The sequence below is a fragment of the Paenibacillus sp. FSL K6-1217 genome (assembly GCF_045040735.1).
Classification (GTDB): domain Bacteria; phylum Bacillota; class Bacilli; order Paenibacillales; family Paenibacillaceae; genus Paenibacillus_AQ.
The window spans coordinates 4,853,172-4,877,817 of the sequence record NZ_CP150271.1; the positions used below are offsets into that span (position 1 = coordinate 4,853,172).

25 protein-coding genes are annotated in these 24,646 nt (G+C 52.2%); 10 read left to right on the top strand and 15 right to left on the bottom strand.

The window, feature by feature from the left end:
• Positions 1 to 34 precede the first annotated feature (34 nt).
• Together MHH28_RS21320 and MHH28_RS21325 are read right to left on the bottom strand one after the other, a co-directional pair.
• Entirely contained in the window at positions 35 to 781 is a 747-nt protein-coding gene (locus MHH28_RS21320; protein ID WP_405105313.1) for a sugar phosphate nucleotidyltransferase, read from the bottom strand.
• Positions 778 to 1,473: a TetR/AcrR family transcriptional regulator gene (locus tag MHH28_RS21325; RefSeq protein WP_405105315.1), complete on the bottom strand. Its 696-nt coding sequence runs from the start codon at positions 1,471 to 1,473 to the stop codon at positions 778 to 780. The genes MHH28_RS21320 and MHH28_RS21325 overlap by 4 nt, the downstream gene beginning before the upstream one ends.
• A 258-nt stretch (positions 1,474 to 1,731) precedes the next feature.
• On the opposite strand from MHH28_RS21325, the gene MHH28_RS21330 reads away from it, so the two are divergent.
• Both MHH28_RS21330 and MHH28_RS21335 read left to right on the top strand, forming a co-directional pair.
• The gene (locus MHH28_RS21330) at positions 1,732 to 2,532 is read left to right on the top strand and encodes an SDR family NAD(P)-dependent oxidoreductase (RefSeq protein WP_405105317.1); all 801 of its coding nucleotides are present in this window, start codon (positions 1,732 to 1,734) and stop codon (positions 2,530 to 2,532) included.
• Positions 2,532 to 3,665 (top strand): SMP-30/gluconolactonase/LRE family protein, encoded by a 1,134-nt coding sequence (locus tag MHH28_RS21335; RefSeq protein ID WP_405105319.1) that lies wholly within the window; start codon positions 2,532 to 2,534, stop codon positions 3,663 to 3,665. The genes MHH28_RS21330 and MHH28_RS21335 overlap by 1 nt, the downstream gene beginning before the upstream one ends.
• Before the next feature lie 453 nt (positions 3,666 to 4,118).
• Here the strand turns inward: MHH28_RS21335 and MHH28_RS21340 are convergent, their stop codons facing one another.
• Positions 4,119 to 4,934 carry a DNA-binding protein gene (locus MHH28_RS21340; RefSeq protein ID WP_405105321.1) on the bottom strand — a complete coding sequence of 272 codons (816 nt, stop codon included), beginning with the start codon at positions 4,932 to 4,934 and terminating at the stop codon, positions 4,119 to 4,121.
• A 187-nt stretch (positions 4,935 to 5,121) separates the two neighbouring features.
• On the opposite strand from MHH28_RS21340, the gene MHH28_RS21345 reads away from it, so the two are divergent.
• The 3 genes from MHH28_RS21345 to MHH28_RS21355 all read left to right on the top strand — a co-directional run bounded on the left by MHH28_RS21345 (position 5,122) and on the right by MHH28_RS21355 (position 6,241).
• On the top strand, positions 5,122 to 5,481 hold the full coding sequence (locus MHH28_RS21345) for a helix-turn-helix domain-containing protein (protein WP_405105323.1): 360 nt from the start codon (positions 5,122 to 5,124) through the stop codon (positions 5,479 to 5,481).
• A 12-nt stretch (positions 5,482 to 5,493) separates the two neighbouring features.
• Positions 5,494 to 5,841 (top strand): helix-turn-helix domain-containing protein, encoded by a 348-nt coding sequence (locus tag MHH28_RS21350; protein ID WP_405105325.1) that lies wholly within the window; start codon positions 5,494 to 5,496, stop codon positions 5,839 to 5,841.
• Positions 5,842 to 5,917: 76 nt separating this feature from the next.
• Positions 5,918 to 6,241, top strand: a complete 324-nt coding sequence (locus tag MHH28_RS21355; RefSeq protein ID WP_405105327.1) for a helix-turn-helix domain-containing protein — start codon at positions 5,918 to 5,920, stop codon at positions 6,239 to 6,241.
• 1,016 nt (positions 6,242 to 7,257) lie between these two features.
• Here MHH28_RS21355 and MHH28_RS21360 read toward each other — a convergent pair.
• From MHH28_RS21360 to MHH28_RS21375, 4 genes are all read right to left on the bottom strand, one after another.
• Positions 7,258 to 8,988 carry an Imm51 family immunity protein gene (locus MHH28_RS21360; protein WP_405105329.1) on the bottom strand — a complete coding sequence of 577 codons (1,731 nt, stop codon included), beginning with the start codon at positions 8,986 to 8,988 and terminating at the stop codon, positions 7,258 to 7,260.
• Positions 8,989 to 9,254: 266 nt separating this feature from the next.
• On the bottom strand, positions 9,255 to 9,767 hold the full coding sequence (locus MHH28_RS21365) for an SRPBCC domain-containing protein (protein ID WP_036691785.1): 513 nt from the start codon (positions 9,765 to 9,767) through the stop codon (positions 9,255 to 9,257).
• 23 nt (positions 9,768 to 9,790) lie between these two features.
• A complete protein-coding gene (locus MHH28_RS21370) occupies positions 9,791 to 10,111 on the bottom strand; it encodes an ArsR/SmtB family transcription factor (protein ID WP_405117202.1) in 321 nt (106 codons plus the stop codon).
• 140 nt (positions 10,112 to 10,251) lie between these two features.
• On the bottom strand, positions 10,252 to 10,710 hold the full coding sequence (locus MHH28_RS21375) for an Lrp/AsnC family transcriptional regulator (RefSeq protein ID WP_076156441.1): 459 nt from the start codon (positions 10,708 to 10,710) through the stop codon (positions 10,252 to 10,254).
• Between the two features lie 172 nt (positions 10,711 to 10,882).
• Between MHH28_RS21375 and MHH28_RS21380 the strand changes: the two genes are divergently transcribed.
• Both MHH28_RS21380 and MHH28_RS21385 read left to right on the top strand, forming a co-directional pair.
• Positions 10,883 to 12,061 carry a serine hydrolase domain-containing protein gene (locus MHH28_RS21380; RefSeq protein WP_405105332.1) on the top strand — a complete coding sequence of 393 codons (1,179 nt, stop codon included), beginning with the start codon at positions 10,883 to 10,885 and terminating at the stop codon, positions 12,059 to 12,061.
• 23 nt (positions 12,062 to 12,084) lie between these two features.
• The gene (locus MHH28_RS21385; RefSeq protein WP_405117203.1) at positions 12,085 to 13,311 is read left to right on the top strand and encodes an MFS transporter; all 1,227 of its coding nucleotides are present in this window, start codon (positions 12,085 to 12,087) and stop codon (positions 13,309 to 13,311) included.
• A 136-nt stretch (positions 13,312 to 13,447) separates the two neighbouring features.
• Here MHH28_RS21385 and MHH28_RS21390 read toward each other — a convergent pair whose 3' ends face one another.
• Entirely contained in the window at positions 13,448 to 14,293 is an 846-nt protein-coding gene (locus tag MHH28_RS21390) for an anti-sigma factor domain-containing protein (protein WP_405105334.1), read from the bottom strand.
• Positions 14,286 to 14,867: an RNA polymerase sigma factor gene (locus MHH28_RS21395; RefSeq protein WP_405105336.1), complete on the bottom strand. Its 582-nt coding sequence runs from the start codon at positions 14,865 to 14,867 to the stop codon at positions 14,286 to 14,288. The genes MHH28_RS21390 and MHH28_RS21395 overlap by 8 nt, the downstream gene beginning before the upstream one ends.
• A gap of 202 nt (positions 14,868 to 15,069) precedes the next feature.
• Here MHH28_RS21395 and infC point away from each other — a divergent pair, with 202 nt between their 5' ends.
• A complete protein-coding gene (gene infC, locus MHH28_RS21400; protein ID WP_405105338.1) occupies positions 15,070 to 15,585 on the top strand; it encodes a translation initiation factor IF-3 in 516 nt (171 codons plus the stop codon).
• 532 nt (positions 15,586 to 16,117) lie between these two features.
• Here the strand turns inward: infC and MHH28_RS21405 are convergent.
• From MHH28_RS21405 to MHH28_RS21420, 4 genes are all read right to left on the bottom strand, one after another.
• Positions 16,118 to 16,666: a GNAT family N-acetyltransferase gene (locus tag MHH28_RS21405; protein WP_405105340.1), complete on the bottom strand. Its 549-nt coding sequence runs from the start codon at positions 16,664 to 16,666 to the stop codon at positions 16,118 to 16,120.
• Positions 16,667 to 16,767: 101 nt separating this feature from the next.
• Entirely contained in the window at positions 16,768 to 18,474 is a 1,707-nt protein-coding gene (locus tag MHH28_RS21410; RefSeq protein ID WP_405105342.1) for an ABC transporter ATP-binding protein, read from the bottom strand.
• Positions 18,475 to 18,798: 324 nt separating this feature from the next.
• On the bottom strand, positions 18,799 to 19,254 hold the full coding sequence (locus MHH28_RS21415; protein ID WP_405105344.1) for a tetratricopeptide repeat protein: 456 nt from the start codon (positions 19,252 to 19,254) through the stop codon (positions 18,799 to 18,801).
• Between the two features lie 86 nt (positions 19,255 to 19,340).
• Positions 19,341 to 20,534 carry an ATP-binding protein gene (locus MHH28_RS21420; RefSeq protein ID WP_405117204.1) on the bottom strand — a complete coding sequence of 398 codons (1,194 nt, stop codon included), beginning with the start codon at positions 20,532 to 20,534 and terminating at the stop codon, positions 19,341 to 19,343.
• A gap of 270 nt (positions 20,535 to 20,804) precedes the next feature.
• Here MHH28_RS21420 and MHH28_RS21425 point away from each other — a divergent pair, with 270 nt between their 5' ends.
• Together MHH28_RS21425 and MHH28_RS21430 are read left to right on the top strand one after the other, a co-directional pair.
• On the top strand, positions 20,805 to 21,602 hold the full coding sequence (locus MHH28_RS21425) for an AIM24 family protein (protein ID WP_405105346.1): 798 nt from the start codon (positions 20,805 to 20,807) through the stop codon (positions 21,600 to 21,602).
• Between the two features lie 56 nt (positions 21,603 to 21,658).
• The gene (locus MHH28_RS21430) at positions 21,659 to 23,164 is read left to right on the top strand and encodes a GNAT family N-acetyltransferase (protein WP_405105348.1); all 1,506 of its coding nucleotides are present in this window, start codon (positions 21,659 to 21,661) and stop codon (positions 23,162 to 23,164) included.
• A 99-nt stretch (positions 23,165 to 23,263) separates the two neighbouring features.
• On the opposite strand, the gene MHH28_RS21435 is transcribed toward MHH28_RS21430, so the two are convergent.
• Positions 23,264 to 23,548 (bottom strand): alpha/beta-type small acid-soluble spore protein, encoded by a 285-nt coding sequence (locus MHH28_RS21435; RefSeq protein ID WP_405105350.1) that lies wholly within the window; start codon positions 23,546 to 23,548, stop codon positions 23,264 to 23,266.
• Positions 23,549 to 23,621: 73 nt separating this feature from the next.
• On the bottom strand, positions 23,622 to 24,539 hold the full coding sequence (gene hprK / locus MHH28_RS21440; RefSeq protein ID WP_405105352.1) for an HPr(Ser) kinase/phosphatase: 918 nt from the start codon (positions 24,537 to 24,539) through the stop codon (positions 23,622 to 23,624).
• Positions 24,540 to 24,646: the final 107 nt, after the last annotated feature.

The following is a 24,646-nucleotide window of genomic DNA, read 5'->3' on the forward strand; positions in this document are numbered from 1 at the left end:
TCGCCCTCTGCCCGTGCGTTTGTATTTTGGACCGTTACTCTGTCTGTTCCCCCAGCCTGATCTGCATCTCTGCATAGGCCTCCGGGGTACCGACATCCTCTATCGTGCCCTCCGTATAGTAGGCCCGTATCTCCTGGCGGGAATGCAGCCATTCGGGGAAATACGTCGGCGCATCCGGGTTGCCCCCCTCAGCCAGATAACGGGAGAACAGCGGCAGCGTAGACCGTTTATAGATATACAACGCGAACACGCCAATGTTCGAGCGGGGCACCTGCGGCTTTTCCTCCAGAGATAAGACCCGCATCTGCGCATCCAGCTCGGCCACACCGATACTGCGAAGCTCTGCCGGATCATCCACCGTCCGCACCAGAATGCAGTCCGTACCCACCTTGTGAAAATAGTCCAAATACCCCTCAAGGCCAAATCCAAGCACATTGTCCCCGGCCAGAACCAGCAGATCGTCCTGCACCTGTTCCCGCTCCAGCACAAACTGGATATCGCCAATGGCCCCTAACCGGCCTTCAGGCGAGGAGGTGCCGTCATTGAGGATGCGGACCGGCTTGCTCCCCAGGTACTGCCTGGCCCACTGTTCAAAAGCATGAAAAAAGCGCTCATTCGTCACAATCAGAATCTCCGAAATCTCCTCCAGCACCTCCAGACGGGCGGCGAGCAGATCCAGAATGGTCCGGCTCCCCTGAACCGGGAGCAGCGGCTTCGGCGTGTCTATCGTTAACGGATACAGGCGGGTGGCATATCCCGCAGCCAAGATTAATGCTATCATTCGCTGTTCGCTCCTCTGCCTGCCCCGGGTACCGCAAACAAGGATTGGGACAGTAATGCCAGAGTATGCCGGTATACGGCATGGGCTGCTTCGGTATCGCCAAGGAATCCGCCCATATACAGATGGATCACGCCGTGCAGCGATGCCCATATCGTGCTGACCAGGGTCCCGGTCTCTTCCTGATCCGATATCTGGCCTTGCTCCTGGGCAGTGCTGATTAGCACCAGCAGACGGTGTATGGCCGTCAGCGTTCCCTGCATACTCTCCGCATCCGGCTTGAACTCGGCAAAAGCACCTCCGAACATCAGCTTATAATAGCTGGTATTGTCCTGCCCGAACTGCCAGAACGCTTCGCCCAGCTCCAGCAGATGCTGCCGGAGGTCAGCGGACGGCGGCACTTCTTCAAACCGCCGGGCCAGCAGCTTACATCCTTCCAGATACAATTGCTGGGCCAGCCCCTCTTTATTGACAAATAGACTATAGATGATCTTGGTGGAACAGCCCATTCTTTGCGATACTCTGCGCACAGTGACGGCCTCCGTCCCTTCTTCCTGCAGGATGGCTGCGGCCGCATCCACCACCAGCTTACGGAGATTCTCCGTGTTTTGCAGACGGGCTTCCTGATAGGTCTTTAAGATACGGCCCGTGGATGGCGGAGATTGGTCTTCGTTATGAATAAGAATCACCTTCATTCGGTTATCGTGTTATTGACCAGCAACAGAGTTGCCGGGTTCTAACAGGAATTCTAAACATTTGAACATAGGTTGTCAATGAAACCCCTTGCGCGAAAAAAAGCATTGACACAATCGTATCATTTTAGTTACTATGATTCACAAAGGAAACACTGTTACCGAGTTGTTTGTATGACTATAAGGAGTGTTCTTATTTTTTTTAATCGCTCGGTAACGTTGTTTCCATTACAAAACATCGGTTCAAAAGGAGCAGAAAACATGAATATTAAAGGGAAATGGTCGTTAATCACCGGAGCCTCTTCGGGAATCGGCGAACAGTTCGCCAGACAATTGGCCAAGGAAGGCAGTCATCTGGTGCTGGTCGCCAGAACCAAAAGCAAACTCGAGGCGCTCGCAGCCGAATTGACGCGCAGCCATGGAGTTCAGTGCCGGGTGATTCCGCTGGATCTATCGCTCGAAGGCGCTGCCGGAGAGCTGTACCAGCAATGCCAACAGCTTGGCCTGAGTATAGATCTGCTGGTTAACAATGCGGGATTCGCCACCCATGGCCTGTTTGAGCAGGTCTCCGGCGAACGACAGCATGAAGAAGTGATGCTCAACGTCGCCGCTGTAGTCGATATGACACATCTCTTCCTTCCCGGAATGCTCCACAGAGGGGCAGGCACGGTGATCAATGTATCGTCTACAGCAGGCTTTCAGCCGCTGCCTTATATGGCCGTCTATGGGGCGACCAAAGCTTTTGTCTTATCCTTCACCGATGCCCTCTACTGGGAGAATCGTAATCGCGGCGTCCAATTCTTCGCCCTGTGTCCAGGCTCGACGGAGACCAATTTCTTCAACGTGGTGGGTACGGAGGATGCCTCTGTCGGCGGCGCGAAGGACTCGCCGGAGCGGGTAGTGGCCCTTACACTGCGCGCTATGGCCAGAGGAAAACAGTACGTTGTTCCGGGGCTCCGCAATTACCTGAGTGCCCAGATTACCCGGTTCATGACCCGCAGACAAAGCCTGCGCCTGGTCGGTGGTATGCTTCGCCCTACAAACCCTAAGGAGAATGTGTAATGTCTACAGAAACTAATCAACGCAAACGGTCCGCCGGTAAGCATATCCGCAGATGGAGCTTGATCCTGCTCGGAATAATCGTGCTGGGAATCGCCGGATTCCTTCTGATGCCAGCCCCGGTAGAGCCTGCCGTGTGGTCTGCACCTGCCGCCCCTTCTTTTGAGCAGGATGGCCCTTGGAAAGAGAACAGCAAGCTTAGCTCCGCAGAGCTTGTGACAGACCGTGCGAAGTTCCCGGAATTTATCACTTTTGATGCTACGGGCCGCCTGTATACAGGCGACTCTGACGGCAAAATCTACAGAGTGGCCTTCGATGCGGAAGGTAAAGCGCAGCCAGCCGAAGTGTTCGCCGATACCCAGGGAACACCTAACGGGCTGAAATTCGATGCTGCCGGAAATCTGATTGTGACGGATATTCAGAAGGGGCTGCTGTCGATTGACCCGGATGGAAAAATTGAAGTATTGGCCACTGAAGTGGACGGAGGGCCGATCTATCTGGCGAACGAGCTGGACATCGCGCAGGACGGAATGATCTATTTCTCCGATACCTCTAACTACGGCAAGGTCATGTTCAAAGAGATCGCCGAGAACAAACCGCATGGACGGTTGTTGAGATATGATCCGCAGACCCGGCAGACTACCGTTCTGCTGAAGGATTTATATTTTGCCAATGGGGTCGCATTGTCTGCAGAAGAAGATTTCGTGCTTGTTGCTGAATCGTACCATTATCAGTTGACCCGGTACTGGCTGAAGGGGCCTAAGCAAGGAACCTCCGATCTTTTTGCGGAGAATCTGGCGGGGTTCCCGGACAATATCACCCGTGATGAACAGGGGCATTTCTGGGTAGGGGTATTTACAACCCGGCTGGCTTTTGCCGATTACATGCACAGTCATCCCTGGATAGCCGCGACGATGTCCAAGGTTCCGCAGACCTTGTTAAATGGAGCAAGTGCGCCGGTGAAGCACGGACTTGTCGCAGAATACGGCCCCGAAGGCGAGCTTGTGAGCAGCTGGCATGATCCGGCAGGAACCTTGTACGGGATCACCACTGCCGTAAGCCAAGGAGGATATTTATATCTCGGAACTGCACCGGGCGGAAGCCAAGGGGTTCACCGGGTGCTTTTGAAACCGTAAGATTGTTGCATTGAGGCAGCCCCAACAGCAGCCCACTCCGGCAGGAGGGGCTGCTGTTGGGGTTCACCACATCCGTAAGCTTAACACCCGCCGCTGCAGACGATTATTCATATGATTAAGTGTACCCTACCTGCTTGTCTGGTTATTTTTCAGGGTTATTATGGTAAAATTACAGGGAGTCATTGAAGTAAAGGATATCTTACCTGAATGGAGGATAAGCATGAAACGATTCCTTGCCTCAAAATCTTTTCTGGTCACATCAATCTTATTCAGTCTGCTATTCATTGTGAATCTGACTGCAATACCAGACGGTACAGCCATAGACCTGGTATTCGGTATCCTGAAGTCTGTCTTGGCAGGGGTAATCAGCGGATTTTTGATTGGCGGAGTATTTTTTCTTTTACGGAAGAAGGACAAGATTTGAATACCACTCCACATATACATGACGGGACTTCAAACCATTTGACCAAGACACTTCTGTACCAATTCATGATATTCCCCGGCCTGTTCGTCCGTCACTCCTTCCCACAGTGCTTCGAACAACGCCAGACAGCGCTTGAAATTCCCGTCATGCCTGGACTGGTGGGCCAGTCTTAAAGATTGCATCATCCAGTCCAGTGCCTCCTGTATTCTGCCTGCCCGTTTATGATATAGCGCTAAATGATAACAATAGCTGAAATAGTGCAAGAGATTGCCTGCATCTTCATAGTCCCCAAACCCGGCACTCTGCTCCGCGAACGTATGCAGCAGATCATCCACATCTAGCCTGTAATCCACCGCAGCCTGCAAAATAGTCCCTAACCCCGGCAACAGCTCCTCCGGATGATCCTGCAAGAAACAGCAATATTCCTCCAGAAGTCCAGTCTTCCCTGAGAGAATCTCCACCGCATACAGGTTAGCACGTGCCAATCCTCTGAACTCCTCGGCAATCGCCTCCCCTTCTACCCCCAAATCCTCAATCCAGCCCAGCTCAGCATAGCGGTATATCATCTCTCTAGCGTCGTCATACTTCTGCTGCTTCTGATAAGCGAAGCCCCGCATCAAATGACTGAACCCGAAATAATATACAAGCGGACGCTGCATGTCCATAAGCGGTACCGGATGCCCTGTAGCCTTGTGATACTGCCGCTCCTCATAGATACACTGCGCGTAACTGTACAGAATACCTGCCGTATTCAGCACCTTATCCCAATCCTCTAAGCGATACGCCATTTCCAGCATTTCAACGATAATGTCCGGATTAAGTAATTTTAGAACGGAAGGGCGCATGGGTGGGACCTCCTTCGTTTTTAGGAAGTATTTATGTTTTCTTTAGTAAGACGTATTTTTTTGAACTAAAAGTAAATAATGGTACGCACTTTCATTATCTATAAATGTTATTTAAAAGTCAAATACAATTTATAGAGTGTTAATAAGGCGCATTTACTCAGTTAAGCTTGTCATGAGGTGAGCCAAGATGTCAGACGAGTCCAAAACAGAGCTTGTAAAAAGAATCGGGGAACGCATCCGAAGATTACGCAAAGAAATGAACCTCTCGCAAGAACAGCTTGCAGAACGGTCCGGTCTACATACTAATTATGTGGGTCAAGTTGAACGCGGAGAAAAGAACCTCACGCTTGAGACCTTGGAAAAGGTCGTTACAGGGTTAAACATATCGCTAGAGGAACTGTTCCGTTATATTGGACCCATGGAGCAAAAGGATGCTCTTAGTCAGATTATAGAGTTACTGGTTGAGCGCCCCTCAGAAGATCAGAAAATGGCACTTAGTTTGCTAAAATCGGTTTTAGAGTGGGAAGAGAAGAAACATGACCTTTGAGAATACTACGCTATGACAGACTTACGGAACACGGTCGGAGACCGAATGCGAGCTATAAGGAAGGCCCAAGGATTAACACAACAGCAATTAGCCGAGCTATCCAACTTGGATGATGCGTACATAGGAGCAGTTGAGCGTGGAGAGCGGAATTTTTCTATAGATACCTTGGAAAAGATCGTAACCGCATTACAAATTCAACCCGGCGAGTTATTTCTCCATTCTCAGGGTCTCAACGAGACTGAAGCTGCACAGCGGAAAGCCCTTGATGAATATGCGGTTATTATCAGCAGGTTGAGCTTGAAGCAAATCAGCACTTTACAGAGGATTGTTGACGAGGTAAAAGGAGCTTTTGAGGCATAAGCATTCCTGAGGTGATTCCATGAATTTACCAGAAAGTGTAGGAACTCGGATACGCGAGCTTAGATAAGCAAAAGGATTGACCCAGGAACAACTGGCGGAAGCTGCGTCACTTCACTACAGCTATATAGGTGGGGTCGAACGCGGAGACCGCAATATTTTTTTGGAGACACTGGAGAAAATAATAGCCGCCTTCCAAATTCCCACTGAAGAAATTTTCCGTTTCGAGGATCATACCGACCGCCGGGAGGCGTTAGATGAACATATGACTTTGATAAGTGGCAAAAGTACACACGAGATAGAAGCTCTTACTAAGATCAATCGGGAAGTGCTGGCTACACTATATATTCAACCTAAAAAAAGTAACGGGGTACTTTGGAGATGCGCACGGACCATTGTTTAATGCTGGAGTTTTGGTGACGGCACCCTTACTTATGCACTCTAACTTAGCTAGAATCTGATTGGAAAGGAAAATAGTATTATCCCTGAGCACTTTGCTCGAACCTTAAGAAAATAAAAACAAAACCATGCTCATTGAGAATGGTTTTGTTGAAGAACTTTATTTTCTTTTTCGTCTGTTAAAAAAAATGCTGATATTATGAAGCAAAATAGCGATGCTTATAGCTACCAAAATATAATAACTGTCATTTTTATTCGCCAAAAGAAGTGAGGCACCAAACAAGGTAAAGGTAGTTACAAGACTTAGTGAAACACTTTGAGGAGTGCGATCTTTTTTATAGGCTGAGTAAATACTATAATAAGCAAGCCAAATGATCCCAATTCCTATAAGTATATTTAATATCATAGTAGATCAAACCCAACTAATAAATTTTATAGTTTTACCATATAAGTGTAAGCTTTCTACATATCATTCTTAGCAGTGTTAAATGAATTAATAGTTATACCTGCAAGAACTGACATAGCCCCACCAGCAGCAACCCATCCCCATCCACTCCAAAGAAGTATAGCCCCCGTCCATCCTGATGCCACTGCTTCCGCGTACATTACATATTGAGCCTGTCTAAAGTCTGCGTAAGAATGGCTAAATAAATCAACAGCCTTCTTAGTAGTTAAAAATCACGTGTTGCTTGGCTTAACACCACTCTTATACACATGAGCGCCTTCTGGTTCTCTATGTGAGTTATTGTTACCAATCCAATTATAATTCATTGACTGATAGCCAGTAAATACATAAGAGGACAGATCATTCGTACTGTAGTAATGACTAAGCCATGTTATGCCCCCAGCATCCTGTAAAGGCATAATAACTTGGTTAGGGGCAGCATTTAAGTCTTCAATATTTAATTCTTCATCATTGACAAGAATTTTATAATTTAAGTTATCATAATATATTTTCGATGTAGTTCCCCTTATAAAAGAACGGGACTGCCCATATACAGGCAGCCCCGTCTGATTCCCCTAATCCAGCTCCGCGCGCGACAACAGATCGCGGATGAGCGCATCGTCCTCACAAGCTTGCTTGAAGGCAGTGGCGAACTTGACTAGCGCCTCACCGTCAGAGGAATAGGCGCAGAACATACCGGCCTCCGGGTCGAAGCGGACAATTCCGGATAGCTCAGGCATCTGCTCCTCCAGGAAGACCGCAGCCAGAGAGGCCCAATCATATCCGTTGCCCTCGAAGCCCTCGTCTTCCCGTGCGGCGAATACCTCCGTCTTATAGCTTCCTGCATTCAGAATCACGGACTTGCCGCCGTTATCCTGCTCCACGATTATGAAAGGCTTCAGATCCGCAGCTCCCGCCGATTCCGCCTCCTTCAGCTTCTTCAATAACTGTTCCTTTGCCTCATCTGTGAACCGGAGTGTCCCGTTCGCGTTCACGATCATGCCCTGCCGGATACGATCATCCAGCCAGTCCGTGATGAAGCCCGGGGCATATCCGCCCGTGCTGAATTCACCGCCGAACGCGATCATTTTGGAATATACTTCAAGATATTGGTCACGGCTCGTATTCGGGTAGACGCGCGTATAGAGCCAGAATTGCAGATCATACATCAAGGTGGACCGCTCGTCCGCATGAAGAGAGAAATGGCCCTTCTCCTCTACGATGGCAGTGCAGATCTTGCGGATGATCCCTTCTATATGGTCCACTTCCGTAACCTTATTGCACAGCTCCTGCAGCAGCGGAGAGAATGGAGCGGACGCTACCTTCTGCAGATCCTCCTGCTTATCCTCCTCCGAGGTATCGTAGACCTCCTCATTCACCAGCCCGCGAATGAAAGTCTCAAAATCCGGGGCCAGGAACGTAATCTCATAGTCACCCTCCTGGTCCACATGAATCACCTCGGGCTCACCCTCAGGACCGCAGTGCCGGTAATCCAGCATGATGACATCATGTCCGGCAGAAGGACAGTCTCCGAAGACCACGCCAATGTCGGGGTAACCCCACTCCTCAATCATGAAGCGGCTGCCCAGCTCTCCGCAGAGGGAGTAGCTTTTGTCACGGCCAATCCCGGCAATTCCTGATATCGCGACATGGTTCTCCGCCCAGGAGGTAGATTCATTCACCGGAAAACATGTATTCCGCGGAATCCCCCCGTTATGCTGCTTCATCATGACGATGTAAGAAGCTGGCAGCTTATAGCCCAGTTCTTGCTCGACTGAAGCAATCAACTCGTCACTGGGCAGCGGAGAGACATACTCCTTCAAGGCATAGTCGCTGTCCTCCCAGAAATCCGCACAGAAATCAAGGAAAGACCCAAGGTCTCTGCCGCCGCTCTCTCTGAGCAATTTTGCATTATGTATCGCTTCGGCACGCCTGGCCTGCTCTCTGGCCTCACGCTGCACGCCTTCCCGGCTGTACTCCAGCATGTTCTGAATATCTCCGTCTCCCGGCTCCAGTTCATCTGCACGCGTAAATGCCTGAACCGCCTGCTCATACTGCTTCAAATGATAGTAAGAATACCCTATGCGGAATTGCCACAGCGAATCCTCCTTGCCTTCCTCCGCAATACTGAGCAGGAGCTCCAGCGCTTTGTCGTAATCTCCCAGGTTGTTATAGGCTCTGCCCAATTGGCTGATACATTCATAATCTCTTGCCTCTGGCGGAATCTCCAGAAGACGGTCCACAATCTGCTGATATTCATTCTTGTCATGCCAACGCTTCACTTGTGCCAGCAACGCCTTATCCATGCCTGTAGCCTCCCTGTTTGGACACTGCAAAACAAGCCCATCCCCAAATTCCGCAGGCGCGCTTGCCGTCAGTTCATTCACTACTACCCATTCACCGGAAAATCGGGAAATTAAACAGGCCCCGGTTAACATAGATATCTCCCGGCTCAAAATAACCCCGCAAAACGGGGCTTTAGCTTCGGCTTCTATACCAAAAAGAGGCTGTCCCTGCCTATATCCGGCATCAGAACAGCCCCTATAATATCATTCCTATAAATTCCGGCAATTTACTGAATCGACTGCAGATGCTCCCCGAGACGGTCCCAGGTTTCGGTAATTCCCTGGATCATCCCCATATCCATGACAGTGCGGAGCGCTTCTTCGGACTCATATTTCGAGCGGCTGATCAGCTTCGTTCCGCCTCCCTCCGTCTCTTCAAAGATCATGCTGACCAAAGTAGACGGCATCCCTTCGGTTTCATTGCCTTCGGCATCCGAGAAGTAATCGGTGTAGACAAAGCTCTCGCCATCAGTAATTTCATGATAGACGCCCTTGCCCCAGGATTCCATTCCGAAGAATTCCCCCTGCTTCTCATCGACACACTTCATACAGTAATGCCAAATACCGCCCGGACGAAAATCAACGCTGCAGAAGGGAACAATCCAGCCGCGCGGGCCCCACCACTGCTTCAGATGCTCTGCCTCAGAAAATACTTTGAATACAAGCTCACGCGGGGCATCGAATACACGTTCCAGAACCAGCTCAAGACCTTCTACTCGGGAAATCATTGTGCCAGACATTCCTAATCCCTCCTGATAGTCATTCATTTGTCTTCGGACTGTAACTGCCGCAGATAGTCATCCAGATTGTCGAAGCGTTCACTCCACAGCCTGCGGTAAGCTTCCAGCCAGGCATCCATAGCCTTCAGCGGCTCCGTACGCAGCCTGTAGTTCCGGCGGTTAGCCGCCGCTTCCACCTCAACCAGTCCGGCTTCCAGCAACACACGCAAATGCTTCGAGGCCTGAGGCTGACGGAGCGCGAGCCGCTCGGCGATATCGCCTACGCTCATCGGCCCGTCTTTCAGGATCTCTACCATCCGCAGCCGCGTAGGCTCAGCAAGTGCGCTAAATGTCGTTGTGTCCATCATTTCAGCATTCCTTTAATCAAGCCTTTTAGTATTTCGGGTACATGCACAATATACCCTAATGGGAATATTCCCGTCAAGGAATATTTTAAAATTGTCGGACGGCTTCTGCTGCTCTTTTGCTTCTCATTACTTGTTGTCTATTCGAGCAGGTTAACGCCTGCCGCTTCCAGCGAAGGAATAAGATATTTATGGTCTATGGGCGATGACATCACAATTAGAATCGTATAGTTCCCGTACTTATCGCATTCATTGCCGAACTGCTCCAAGGCTTGCGTGGAATCGGTCATTACTTTTAACAGATAGTTGTGCTCTCCGCTGATCCGGTAACATTCAACGACCTCCGGAGAGGAGCGGCAGAATTCCATGAAGGCAGTACATTCTCTGGAGTGAAACAGCATATAGGCAGCCGCATGTTTTCCAATCTTCTCCGGTGAGATTATGGTGCGATACCCGCTGATTACCCCATTTTCCTCCATACGTCTAACTCTTTCTGTCACTGCTGGTTGTGATAGGCCCACACATTTCCCGAGTTCCGTCATAGATATTCTCGCTTGGCTCTGAAGATGAAACAGAATCTGCTTATCCGTATGGTCCATTCCATTCAACTCCTTTAATTTTAAGGAACTTTGTGCAAACTGCCTTGTTTTTAATCGCCGGACGGCTAGCATAGCTTGGTTGCCTTATGTAAGCCGATTAACTTATTTTATATAATATACTTACATTAGTAAAGCAATCCTTGCTTTAACTATAGTGAAAGGATGATAACTGTTGAGTACACAATATTTGAACACGATTAATCCAGACCGCCTCCCGGCGCGCATTGATAAAGTTATTGAGCAGACGCTTACCGACAAGCGCCTGGCGGGCGCAGTCATCAAGGTAGCAGTAGATGGGAAGCTCCTATATAGCCGGGCTGCCGGCTTTGCAAGCCGTGAACTGAAGCAGCCCATGCGGGAGGATACCTTATTCCGGCTGGCATCGGTTTCCAAGCCGATTACCTCAACAGCTGCTCTGGTACTAGTGGCCCAAGGCCGCTTGCTGCTTGATGACCGGGTGGACCGCTGGCTGCCGGAGTTTCAGCCACGTCTGAAGAACGGCAAGCGGGCGGAAATCACGATACGCCACCTAATGACGCACACCGCTGGTCTGACCTACCGCTTCTTTCAAGAAGAAGGCGGCTCCTATGAGCTGGCCGGGGTATCCGATGGCATGGATCAGTCAGGTATCACGCTTGAAGAGAATCTGAAGCGGCTAGCGTCTGTTCCACTCCTCTATACACCAGGCACCGAGTGGAGATATTCTATCGCAACAGATGTGCTGGGGGCGGTGATCGCAAGGGTTACCGGAACCACGCTCAATGAAGCCATAGATACGCTCGTGACCCGGCCACTCGGTATGAAGGATACCGGCTTCCTTGCAGTGGATCCGCAGCGGCTGGCCACCGCTTACGCCGATGATGTTCCGGGCCTGCGGCCTATGGAGAATCCGGACAGGTTGGCCTTTGTAGAAGGAACGGCGGGATTCCGGCTCGCCCCGAGCCGGGCGTTAGACAGCACTGCCTATGCTTCCGGGGGAGCCGGTATGATCGGCAGCGCCGGAGATTTCCTCCAATTGCTGGAGACGTTGCGGAAGGGCGGGGCGCCCCTGCTGCCGGAATCGCTGGTCCGCGAAATGACTACCAACCAGATTGGTGACCTCTCCATGCCCTTCTGGCCGGGACGAGGCTTCGGCCTGGGATTCACAGTGCTTAAAGATCCTGCTGCTGCAGATACTGCAGAGTCCCTAGGCACATGGCGCATGGGCGGTACCTATGGCCATTCGTGGTTCGTCGATGCCAAGCAGCGACTAAGCGTGGTAGCCTTCACCAATACAGCACTGGAGGGCATGTCGGGTCCGTTCACGGTTGACCTGTGCAATGCCGTCTATGGCAGATTGGACCCATCATGAACAATACCAAAGAGAACGCCGGGATGAGCAGCAGCACCATTGCTTCCCCGCAGCAGAGCTCCAGTTCTCCTGCTTCCGTACGCCTTCCCTGGGCCGGGTTACTTGCTCTGGCGATGACCGGGTTTATCTGTATTCTGACTGAGACGATTCCCGCCGGGCTCCTGCTTCAGATCAGTAAGGGGCTTGGAGTCACAGAGGCCATGGCAGGTCAGCTTGTTACCCTCTATGCCCTGGGCTCGTTAGTCGCCGCCATTCCATTGACCACGGCAACACGCGGCTGGAGGCGGAGACCCTTGCTGCTAGTATGCATCCTTGGTTTTCTCATATTCAATACCGTTACTGCCTTATCTTCGAGCTATCCCCTGACGCTAACGGCCCGTTTCTTCGCAGGTGTGTCCGCTGGTGTCCTGTGGGGAATGATCGCAGGTTATGCACGGCGCATGGTACCGGAGCAGCTTAAGGGACGGGCTATGGCTATTGCAATGGCGGGAACACCGCTTGCTTTGGCGTTTGGCGTGCCAGCCGGAACGTTTTTAGGTGACCTTGCAGGCTGGCGTAATATCTTTGGAGTCTTGTCACTGTTCGCTTTGCTGCTGACTATTTGGATACTCTGGAAGCTGCCGGATTATCCGGGAGAAGCTGTAGACCATCGTCCTCCTCTACGTAAGGTCTTCACAAGCCCTGGAGTGCGGCCGGTCCTGTTCGTAGTGCTGGCCTGGGTATTGGCCCACAATATCCTGTATACCTATATAGCACCGTTCCTTACTCAAGCCGGGCTGCCAGGGATCGTGGATTTGGTGCTTCTTATTTTCGGTATTACCGCACTTCTTGGCATCTGGTTAACCGGTATCTGGATTGATCGTCACCTGAGGCTGTTGGTTCTGATTAGCCTCACTGCATTTGCATTGGCATCTGTCCTGCTCAGCATAGGCAGCAGCAAACCTTCGGTGATCTATCTGGTAGTTGCTGTATGGGGCTTAACGTTCGGAGGAGCAGCTACGCTGCTGCAAACAGCAATGGCCACAGCTGGCGGAAAGAGCGCAGATGTAGCGCAATCCATGCTTGTAACCGCATGGAATCTGGCCATTGGCGGGGGCGGTGTAATTGGTGGAATTCTTCTCGAAACAACGGGTGTTATGACATTTCCTTGGGCGTTGTTTGTCTTGCTGGTCCTTGCCTTATGGATAGCAAGACGCAGCAGAACACATGGATTTCCTCCCGAAATCTTGGATAATCATCGCAATAAGTAACCTCACCACTCTGCGTCCTTCATTTGCAGCCCTGTATAATAGTCTGCATAGCGATAAAACAGCCGGGAATCCTCCCGGCTGTTCAGCTTTAAGTCTATTCATTTCCGCTCGACCGCCTGCGGCATTACACTGCCCGCTACCCCTGCTTAAGCGGCGCTGTGAGAATCATCTTCCCGCGCGGGGTAACGCCTGCGCCATCCGGCTCCAGTGTAACGGCTATGGTATCATAGGCCTTCGGGTCAAACGAATAATACAGCGCCCCGTTTCCGCCCTGTGAGATGAAAGTGCCCGCATTCACCGGCGAGTCCCCTTTGATCAGCCATACCTGATAGACCTCCGTGCCGGTAAGCTCCGGCAGATCTTCTGCCTGAAGCACAAGGTGGGTGCCGGTAGGGTCTGCGACAATCGTTGCTGTACCCTTGGCGGTAACCCCTTCTCCCGCCGGACTAAGCGCCACCGCCTCATTCACCTTAAGCCCCTGAAGCGGTCCGGTGCCGGAGGCCAGCTGCTGCTTCAGCTCCGAGACATTGCCTCGCAGCTGGCCGGTGTAGACGACCAGGAGCAGCACAGCCACAGCCAGTCCCAGACTCAGGTACCCCCAGAAGCGGGTTCTTCTAGGCTGCGGGATGCTTAACTGGGGCAAGCCCTGCTCAACCGGAGGGGTCTTCACCGGCTCACGATCTTCAGCCCGCTCTACAGCCTGCTGGATATGCAGCTTGGCCTCCGGCCGTGCTGCCGGTGCGCCCGCGCTCCCGGACTCCAGCACCCGTGAGAGGATGCGTTCCTTCATGCCGGAGGGCGGGTCTACCGGTTCTGATGCAAGAGGAAGATGGTCCAGTACCTGCCGGTATTCCTCCACCAGCTCCCTGCATTCCCTGCACTCTGCCGCATGCGCAGCGAATTGCTGCATCTCCTCTGCGGTCAGTGCGCCCAGCGTATATAATTCAGCCAATTCGCAGAGTTCCTCATTGTGTTCACTCATGGGCATGATCCCTCCTTCCCCAGTGCCGTAACGATTTGTGAAGCTGCTTCATCGCCAGCCGGACTCTTCCCTTGACCGTTCCCAGCGGGATAGCCGCAAGCTGCGCTACCTCCTGCTGGGTGTAGCCCTGGTAATAGATCATATCCATTACCTGCTGCTGGTCGCGGCTTAATCCCAGCAGCGCCTCCCGGATCTGTTCCCCCGCCATCTGCAGCTCAACGAGATCCTCAGTGAGCGCGCTATGGTCCTGAACCTGCTCCAGATTCCCAGCATCGGCGGATTGCCGCGGCAGCCTGGCGTCCCGCTTGCGGAGATGATCGATAGCCAGATTGCGGGTCACCGCGAACATCCAGCTGAGCAGCTTGCCCTTGCCGAAGTCAATCTGCCCCGCATTCTTCCACAGGCGCAGGAACAGCTCCTGCATAACCTCCTCGGCAGCCATCGAATCCTTCACGATCTGGTAAGCAAAGCTATAGATGACCCGTTCATACCGGTCATAGAGCAGTTCGAGGGCATTCGAGTCTTTCTGTGCAATAAGCAGAATTAACTGCTTATCGTCAGCTGTGTCATTCAATTGCCATCCCCCATTCAACAGAAAATATAGTAGTGCCAGTGGTTCCATGCTGAAAAACCTGCGTCCACTGAGTATAACCGCTTTGCACAACCGTCTCAACCTGTCCGCCCACCTGCTGTAAGTATCCGGGAGCCGTCATTGAAGCCCTGCCCGCTTCCATATATGATAGCTATATCATATCCGCAAAGGGAGGAGCATTATCGTGGCCGTACTGATTAATGAACAGATCAAGGCAGCCGAGGTCGAGCTGACCGGGCTGAAGGGCGAGAAGCTCGGCACTGTATCCAGAAGCGAGGCGCTGTCCAAGGCCAGAGCCGCAGGGGCCGATCTGGTCTGCACCTCGCTGATGAGCAGCCCGCCGCCCTGCAGCCTGGTCGCCAAGGGCAAAGGCAAAGCGGCTGCGCAAGCAGCCTCCAAGGGCGATACCAGCCGTCCACAACAAGGCGGCGGCAGCAATGAGAAGGTGAAGGAGCTGCGCTTCACCGCCCATATTGAAGAGCATGACTACGACACGAAGCTGCGTCAGGCGGACAAGCATCTGCGCTCCGGCAAGCCGGTGCAGCTTGTCGTGAAGTCCTCCGGCGCCAAGGAAGCCGCCGCTGCGAAGGCAGTGCTGGAGCGGCTTGTGGCCGATCTGAAGGAAGCCGGAACCAAGGCCTCTGGCCTGCAGACCAGCGGCAAAGGCGCACAGGTTAGAGTGAATCCGCGAACGAATTAGCGGCATCCATTAGAAACATAGTAGAGCACCAGAGTAGCATTTGTGATAGCTACTTTAACCAACCGCTTGCTAAGCGTATGCCACGCCCTGATTAGGTGCAAGCGGTAAGCTTTAATTGTATTTCGTACAGCTAAATCATCAGATGTACCGCCGAATGCACAGTTAGCTGTATTTCCTACAACTAAATTGCCTGATTTACCCGAATCTCCCCCATTCGGGCAGATTTAGTTGTACAAACTACAGTTAGAAGAGGAAAACCATCCTTTTCAGGGTTTTTAAATGTACAGAATACAATTATCTCTGAATGTTCAATTCGAACATGCCAGAATCCGCCGAATAATTATAACTGCTGCATCCATCACGCACAAACGGGTGCCATCCCCACCAGGGACGGCACCCGTTATTTGTTCAGCTATGCCAAGCTTGCCCACGTAACACTCATTTTACCGTACAATTTCCGTTCAGCCCTGACGTATTCGCCGTACAATTCCCAATCATCCGCAGTGCATTCTCCGTGCATCTTCAGCATACCTTAGAAGCTTCGATTCGCCTTCTGCCTCCCTGCTCGCTCCTTCCTCAGCACATGCAGCAGCTCACCGTTGCAGTCCTCATAATCGCCGGTCAAGCCGGACAGCTCCTGCTCCACCCGGAAGCCAAGCTTCCGGAGCACGCCGAGCGATGCCGTATTACGCGGATCGGCCTTGGCATATAACTGCTCCAGTCCGATCACCCTGAAGGCATAGTCTGTGAGCGCCGCAGCGGCTTCGTAGGCATAGCCCCGGCCCCAGTGTTCACGTCCGATCAGGTAATACAGCTCTACATCCGGCGCCCTGAACTCCAGCACGCCGGCCCCGCACCAGCCGATTAGCTGCCCGGTTGCCTTATGGCAGACCGCGAACGAATATTTGAACGGCAGCGCGAATGGCGTATGATAGCTGAACATCCCCTCATACTCATGCCTGGGCATGACCTCCATATGCATGAAGGCCAGCACCTCCGGGTTCTGCATCAGCTCGAAGGAAGCCGATAGATCACTTTCAATATATGGACGGATGATTAAGCGCTCCGTTTCGAGCCTCATTGTGGATAATACCGGATTCATAATACGCAGCCTCACCTTCGGGTTCTCTCTGTACCCCAGCATAGTTCAGGCACAAGATCGTCCACAAGGTAAAAGATGATTTAATCCGTTTGCCCCCTGCCGTTATTCCACAGCGTGCGGAAGGAAGCGCAGTCGCGGATCAAAGAGTCGAAATCACCTTCCCCCGCCAGCCTGCCTTGCTCCATGACCAGAATCTGATCCACGCCGCTGATGAAGTTCAGCCGGTGTGCGATAATAATGACCGTCTTATGCCTGAACTCTGCGAACACCGTCTCCATCAGGCTGCGCTCCGTAATATTATCCAGCGCCGATACCGGCTCATCGAGGATGATCAGATTCCGCTGCTGTAGGATCGCCCGGGCAAAAGCCAGCCGCTGCCGCTCCCCGCCCGACAGCTTCAGCCCGCGCTCACCGACCCTCGTCTCCAGCTTCTCCGGCAGCGACAGCACCTTCTCCTTCAGGTGAACCCTGTCCAGCACTGCATATAGCTCTTCATCCGGCACCTGCTGGTCAAACACCATATTGCCCCGGATGGAGGTGTCGAAGATCGGACTGTCCTGCGACAGGTAAGAGATGTGGTCATAGTAGCTGTCCAGACTCAGCTCATCGATATCCGTGCCGTCGATCAGCAGCTGGCCGCCGCTTTTTTTGAGCAGGCCCGTAATCAGCTTAATGACCGTTGACTTTCCGCTGCCGCTTAAGCCCACCAAGGCAACCGAGGTCCCGGGCGCGACGGAGAAGGACAGCCGGTCCAGCACCTGCACCTCTCCATAGCTGAACGATACCTCCTTGAATTCGATCCTGCCCTGTAGCTGTAGCACCGCCTTGCCCTGCTCCAGATTCCGGTCCTCCGGGGCATTCAGGAAGTCCTCGAACCGCTGATAAGTCACCCTGTTCAGCTTATAGCCGACGAACAATACGTTGAAGATGGCAATCGGCGTATAGATTTTGTCAATGAACATGAACAGCGCGACCATAACCCCGACAGAGGCCTGCCCGGAGACCACATTCTTCACGCCATACAGCAGCACAATCACCTTAATCACCGTAATGAACAATTCGAACAAGGCGAAGAAGGCTTCATGAATCATCTGCAGCTTCGCGCTCTGCCTGATGATCTGCTGTGCCGCCTTGTTCAATCTGCCGATCTCCTGCGCATACTTCTTGTTGGTGCGGAAGACGACCAGCTCCATGAAGCCGCGAACCCCATACCGGGACATGGCCTCCTGCTGCATAAGCACCGATTCCTTGATCCGGTAGAGAGCTTTGAGCAGAACATTCGTTAACAGGAAGATCACCACGTACCCGCCCGCAATCACCAGCATAATTCTGAGATCATAGTAGCTGATGAAGAGCAGGCTGAAGAGAATCGTGGGCAGCAGCTCATGCAGCGTCTTCAGGATAAAAGAGAACAGAATACTGTTCCCGGCTGCCGCGCCGTTCTCAATCACCTTGATCATCTGGCCTGTGCCCATATTCTGATAGGCGGTGTAATCCATTCTGGAGATTTTGGACAAGGCCATAATCTTCAGTCTTTCTGTGATGCTGTTCGATAGATAAGCGCTGGGATATTCATCCGCATAATTCAGCAGGACGTTCAGGCCGAGCAGCAGCCCGTAGAGGACAACCCCGTAGAGAATTTCACGGAAGCCTGTTCCGGCCACCGCCTGATCCAGAATTCGCTGAAAGACTACAATGCCCAGACTGCTTAAGAGCTGAATCGCAAAGCCGAGACCTATATACAGAGCGGCCCACCTTTTGAGGTGGACAAGACATTTCTTTAACATGATAATAATCTCCAATCTTAACCATAAGAATATGAAAAAAAGCCGGGAACGCTCTCGCCACCCCGCACCCAAGACCCCTGCCACAGCAGTATAGTCTTCAAGCGGAATAACTCAGTGTCCCGGCTCATAAAGAATGACCCTCCAGGCACCGCTTCGGAATCCGGTTATCTGTGACCAAGAGGACAGACCTCCCCCTTGGTGGCTGGTACGCGTTCTACCCAGCCCGATAACTAGTTCCTTGCGACGGTACGGAATGGCATCCATTTCACCTCTTTGGTAAGATTGACTATCATTGTAGGCTCCGGCCAGTGCGGCCGTCAAGTCCTAGCGCTTGGTCTCTTCTGCCGTCTCGGCATTGGAACCGGCATCTGAACCCGAATCCGCTTCGGAAGCTTCTTCTTCCGGGTCCTCGTCCGCTGCGGCCAGCGCCGCCTTCTCGCTGCGGCTCCATTCCAGGAATTCGATGGTATCCTGATCTTCAGGGTCCAGCTTGTTCGCCTTCTTGAACGCTTTGATCGCCTGGTCGTACTCATCCAGATAATAGTGGGCATAGCCGACGCGGAAATGCCACAGCGGATCTTTTTTGCCCTTCTCCGCCGCCTTGTTGAACCATTTAAGCGCTTCCCGATAGCGGCCCAGATTATTGAGCGCCCGGCCCAGATGAACCGCCAGCTCCTCATCGATCAGTGGTGTCGGCACCTCTTTGATGCGGGATACGATTTCTTCGTATTGGTCCTCCTCGTGCCAAGCATTCAATTGTGCGATTAATTCTTCTCTCATGGCCAATAGCCTCCCGGTTGATAGTTCGAAGTTCTCTTAGAATTACTTTATCATTTTCACACCAAGTTTCCCACTGTTGTCCTGCCTCAGGCCGGGATGATGATCCGGAAGACTGTACCCTTGCCCTTGTCGCTGGTGACCTCAATACGCCCCTTGAGCTTGTTGATCGCATTATAGGCCATCACCATCCCGAGACCCGTCCCGTCCTCCTTGGTGGAGTAATACGGCTTGCCCAGGCGCGAGATCTCCTCCTTCGTCATTCCGATACCGGTGTCGCGGATGGTAATGATAATATTCTGCCCGCTTGCGAAGACACTAATGGACAGGACGGCATCCTCCACCCCCTCCATCGCTTCAATCGCATTCTTGTACAGATTAATCAGACATTGCTGCAGCTCATTACTGTCATAATGGGTGCTGAGCGGATTGTTGAAGCTGAATTCAACCGCAACCTTGTGGATCGTGGCATACGGCAATATCACATTCTTGGTGTATTCACATTCCGCCTGGAGGTTGGAGTAGACCCGGCTCTCCGACTGCGGCTTGGCAAAAGACAGGTAATCGCTGATGATCTTCTCCGCCCGGTTCAGCTCCAGCAACGACAGCTCAATATACCCCTTCTCCTCCGGGGTGAGCGTCTTGGAGAGATTAAGCAGCTGGAGGAAGCCGCTGGTCACGGTTAACGGATTGCGCATCTCATGCGAGACGCTGGCCGCCAGCTCACTGACCACCTTCAGTCGCTCCGACTGCATGATCCGCTCCCGGTTCCTGAGGTTCACCAGAATCTGCTCCAGCAGGATCATCAGGACCGCCATGACCACCGCATGGGTGGTTAAGGCATAAAAGGCAAGCGTCCAGAACTGCACATCCAGCTTACCTGTGATCAGGCCCAGTATAATCAGATAACAACCCATAGTCAGGACCACGATGGAGGTAGCCCACATGATCCGGCCCTTGGGCTTCGAGCGCATAAATCTGGCGCTTACGGAAGGAACCAGTATCAGGACCGCTGTCGAAAAAAGAAAAGATTGGACGGTTCCCTCACCGCCTATGTAGAAACGGTACACATTGAGAATCAGATATAAAGGCAGGGTATGTTTGTACCCTCCATACAAGGCGGCAACAATAAACGGAACATACCGCAGGTCAAAGATGAACCCGGTCTCCAGCCGGATCGGCTTGGCGATACACAGGATCATGGTTGCGGCGATGAGCAGTACAAGAATCTTGCGGTTGTAGGCGTGGGGCCTGTTCTCGAAGAAAATCAGAAATATCAACACCGGAAACAGCATAAACAAAAAATTGAGCAGCAACGTCTCAAACAAGGCTAACTTCCTTTCGGTTCTAATGCTGGTGTCAAGAGATACATTTGTATTCTGAGCACTATACCTAGAACATTACGCTAACCTGATATTAGAAGTAAAGGAATTATTGAGAACGTTTTTTTCTCCAGGAATGCAAGGATACCCGCGGAAAGTGTCGAATACGTATGCGTTGAAGGCATGATGCACCGTATCGCATAACAATAGCTACCGAAGGAGTGGGTATCCATGGCTTTTACCATCAATAACCTGAAAGACAATTCCAATGTGATCATTAAAGAACAGCTGGGCGGCTTCAGTATCATCGAATACAAAGAGGATCTCAGCACCACCACCCGCTATGAAGCAGAGACTAACTTCTTCATGAGCAAGAGCAATATGCGCAACAAGCAGCTGATGATTGAGCTGAACAACAATGAGGTGATGCTGAGCGCCGGGGCGATGCAGTATATGATCGGCAATATCGAGATGACCTCCGGCATTAAAGGCGTAGGAGGACTGATGCGCAATATGCTGTCCGGGGCAGCAACCGGAACAAGCGCAGTCAAGCCGCTCTATAAGGGAACCGGGACCATCCTGCTGGAGACCACCTACAAATACCTCTGGCTGATTGATGTGGACAACGACCATATCGTGATCGATGACGGCATGTTCCTGGCTTGCGAGACTACGCTCGACATCTCCGTTGCGGCACGCAAGAACATCTCTTCTGCCGTCCTGGGCGGAGAAGGGCTGTTCAACCTGAGCGCACGCGGCAAAGGAATCCTTGCCCTCGAAGCGCCCATTCCTTCCGAGGAAGCTGTCGTAATCGAGCTGCAGAATGATGTGCTGAAGGTCGACGGGAACTTCGCCTTAATGTGGTCGAACTCCCTCGACTTCACTGTCGAGAAGTCAGGCAAGACCCGTCTGGGCTCAGCCGCCTCAGGCGAAGGCCTGGTCAATGTATACCGGGGTACCGGTATGGTCTGGCTGGCCCCGCTCATGAATTACAGAAACAGCCTGCTTCAGGGTACGCCCACTTCATAATGATGCCGGAGTAACATCACACCCGCATGAACCCAATCGAAAGGGGCACTGTCTTTATGACCATTCAAGCTGTATTGTTTGATTTCGATGGAACCCTGGCAGACACCCTGCCGTTATCCTTTCGTGCCTTCCAGGCTGTATTTAAGCAATACGACCAGAGAGAGGTCACCCGCGATGAGCTTGTCGCGATGTTCGGTCCCACCGAGGAAGGCATCATCAGCGGAAATTTCACAGATCCGGCTTCGGTTCCACAAGCGATAGAGGATTATTATTCAATATATAAGCAGGGACACACCGAAGATTTCCAGAATAGTGCACACATTCTTGGATTACTTCAAGCCTTGAAGGGTCAGGGAATGAAGCTTGGAGTCATTACCGGTAAAAGCAGACGGGCCTATCAGATATCGGCCGGAGCGCTGGATCTGGAGCGTTTCTTCGATATCTCGATTACCGGCGATGATGTGGCGAAGCCAAAACCTGATCCCGAAGGTATACATTTGGCATTGCGAACACTGGGCATTGAACCATCCCAGGCCATATTCGTAGGCGACAGCAATGCGGATATTCTCGCAGGCAAGGCTGCCGGAATGCAGACCTACGCTGTCCGCTGGCTACCCACCTTCCAGAGTCAGGCCTATGATCTTGCGCCGGACGGCATTCTGGAGAATGTTGCGGAGTTCCAGCGGCTTCTCCAATTGAATAACATTATACCAATGACCTACCATTCCAAGCAGCAGGCGGCAGACATTACGGTACTGGAGCAGCAGTGCACTCAGGCCGATTCTATCCAATTGAACTCAGAGCTTGAGCATCTCGTCAAAAAAGACGGTGACCATGCCCTGCTCTGCTACCGTGGCGATCAGCTCATCGGCCTGCTTAGCTGGTTCGCTTCCGGGGGCGATGAGGCGCAGATTAATGCCATGGTCCATCCGGATTACCGCCGGCAAGGTGTGTTCCGCAGCCTTGTGAAACGTGCCAGAGCAGACATTGAGCTTCTTGGCGTACACTGGCTCAGCTACAAAATTCCCGCCAGTTCGCAGACAGGACTATTGACGGCGCAGGCCCTGGGCGGAGAGTTTGACCGGTCAGAATACGCCATGTCCTACGCCGGTATGAATTCCGCCAGCCCGCTTCCTTCAGAGCCAATCCTGCTTCCCGCTGCGCCTGAGGATTTCGAATTCATGGTCTCCTGCTCCTCCCAAGCCTTCGGAGAATCGGAAGAGGAGACGCGCGAGTACTTCACCCAGACAGATGAGCCGGACCGGGTAACCTATATCGCTTGGGAAGAGAACCGGGCGATCGGTCTGATCCGGGTCAATTATATCAATGAGGATACGGCATTTATTCATAATTTCTGTATACTTCCCGCTTGTCAGGGTCAGGGGATTGGCGAGAAGGTGCTGCGGCAGACCGTGAATATCCTGCTGCAGAAGCCTTATCCGGTTATTCGCCTCAGCGTAGTCACCGAGAATGTCCGGGCACTGAATCTCTATCTCCGTGCCGGATTTAAGATTCATTCAGAGTATAAATATTACAGCGGCAGCCTGTGCCTTGAACTGTAACTGCAGCTTTAACTACAGTCAGCACATGCCAAAAAAGATCCTCTTTCTGATTAAGAAAGGGGATCTTGGTGTGCGGGCACACAAATCTTAGATCGCATGCTAGGACTTCTGCTTATCCGCAAGCTGCTCCTGGGCCAGACGCACCATCTCACGAACCATGGAGCCGCCGATTCTGCCGCCAATCTGTCCGGCTGACTCGGTGGTTAGCTGGCCGTTATTTCCGGCCTGCAGCGGGATGCCCAGCTCTTTGGCTACCTCGTATTTCACGTCGTCCGGGTGATTCGGATCTACGTGATAACCTTCCTGCCTCATAACCTCCGCTTTGAACGTCTGCATTCCCTGCGCAGACCCCGGTACAGCATATTTTCTGCTTCTTCTCGCCATTAACGAAACACGCTCCCTTGCTGTCTTTCGTCTAAGTTGCCCAGGAGAGCGCTCCTTCATTCCCTGCCGTTCCTTATGACTGCATCCCGTCCTCAATCCGCTGCATGAATTCTTCCACTGCACTGTACCCGAGCTGCTTGAGATACCAGTTGTTCGCTGCCGCTTCGATCAGACCCGCAACATCGCGGCCCGGCTGAAGCTGGACCTCAATATGCGGAATCTGGACCCCGAGATATTCGGTGAACTGGGGCACCACCTCCAGCTCATTGTTGAGCGAATTCTCCTGCCAAGGGGCCAGCTCAATATCCAGCACGATCCGTGTCTCATCCTGGAAGGCCCGCCGCCCGTATTGCCGCACAACGTTAATCAGGCCGATGCTGCGCAGCGCCAGGAATTCACGTGTGGTCTCATTATGTGTCCCGAGGAGTGTCGCCGGACCGAGCTTCTTCAGCACCACAATATCATCGGCGACGAAGCGGTGACCCCTGCGGATCAGTGTATGCGCCGTCTCGCTCTTGCCGATCCCCGACTTGCCCCGCAGCAGAATACCGATCCCCGATACGTTAACGCATACCCCGTGGATCGACAGCTCCGGCGCCAGTGTCTTCACCAGGAAGCTGTCCAGCTTGGCGATGAACTCGGTGGTCACCTCCGGCGTCCGCAGCAGCGGAATCCCTTCCTGGTCGCAGAACAGCGTCAGATAAGGAATCTCCTGCTGGCCGCTGGTCACGATGAAGCAGGGCGGATGGTATTTCACAATGTTGCCGATATGCAGCATTCGCTCCTCTACACTCAGCGTCAACAGGTAGTTGATCTCTTTACGTCCAAGGACCTGCACCCGCTCCATCGGAAAAAAATCAAAATAACCGACAAACTCCAAGCCCGGTCTGTGCGTCCTTGGACGGGTGATGGTCCGGTCCATCCGGCCGGCTCCGGCCAGTACCTCCAGATGGAATTTCTCTACAAGGCTCTGCACGCTAATAGACTTCATGTGGTTCCCTCCCGATCCATATTCTTCCGATAGATTTATCTAAAAATCTTGTAATCTGCACACGCTAATTATATATTAAAAACAATATATAAGACCTTAGACCCACA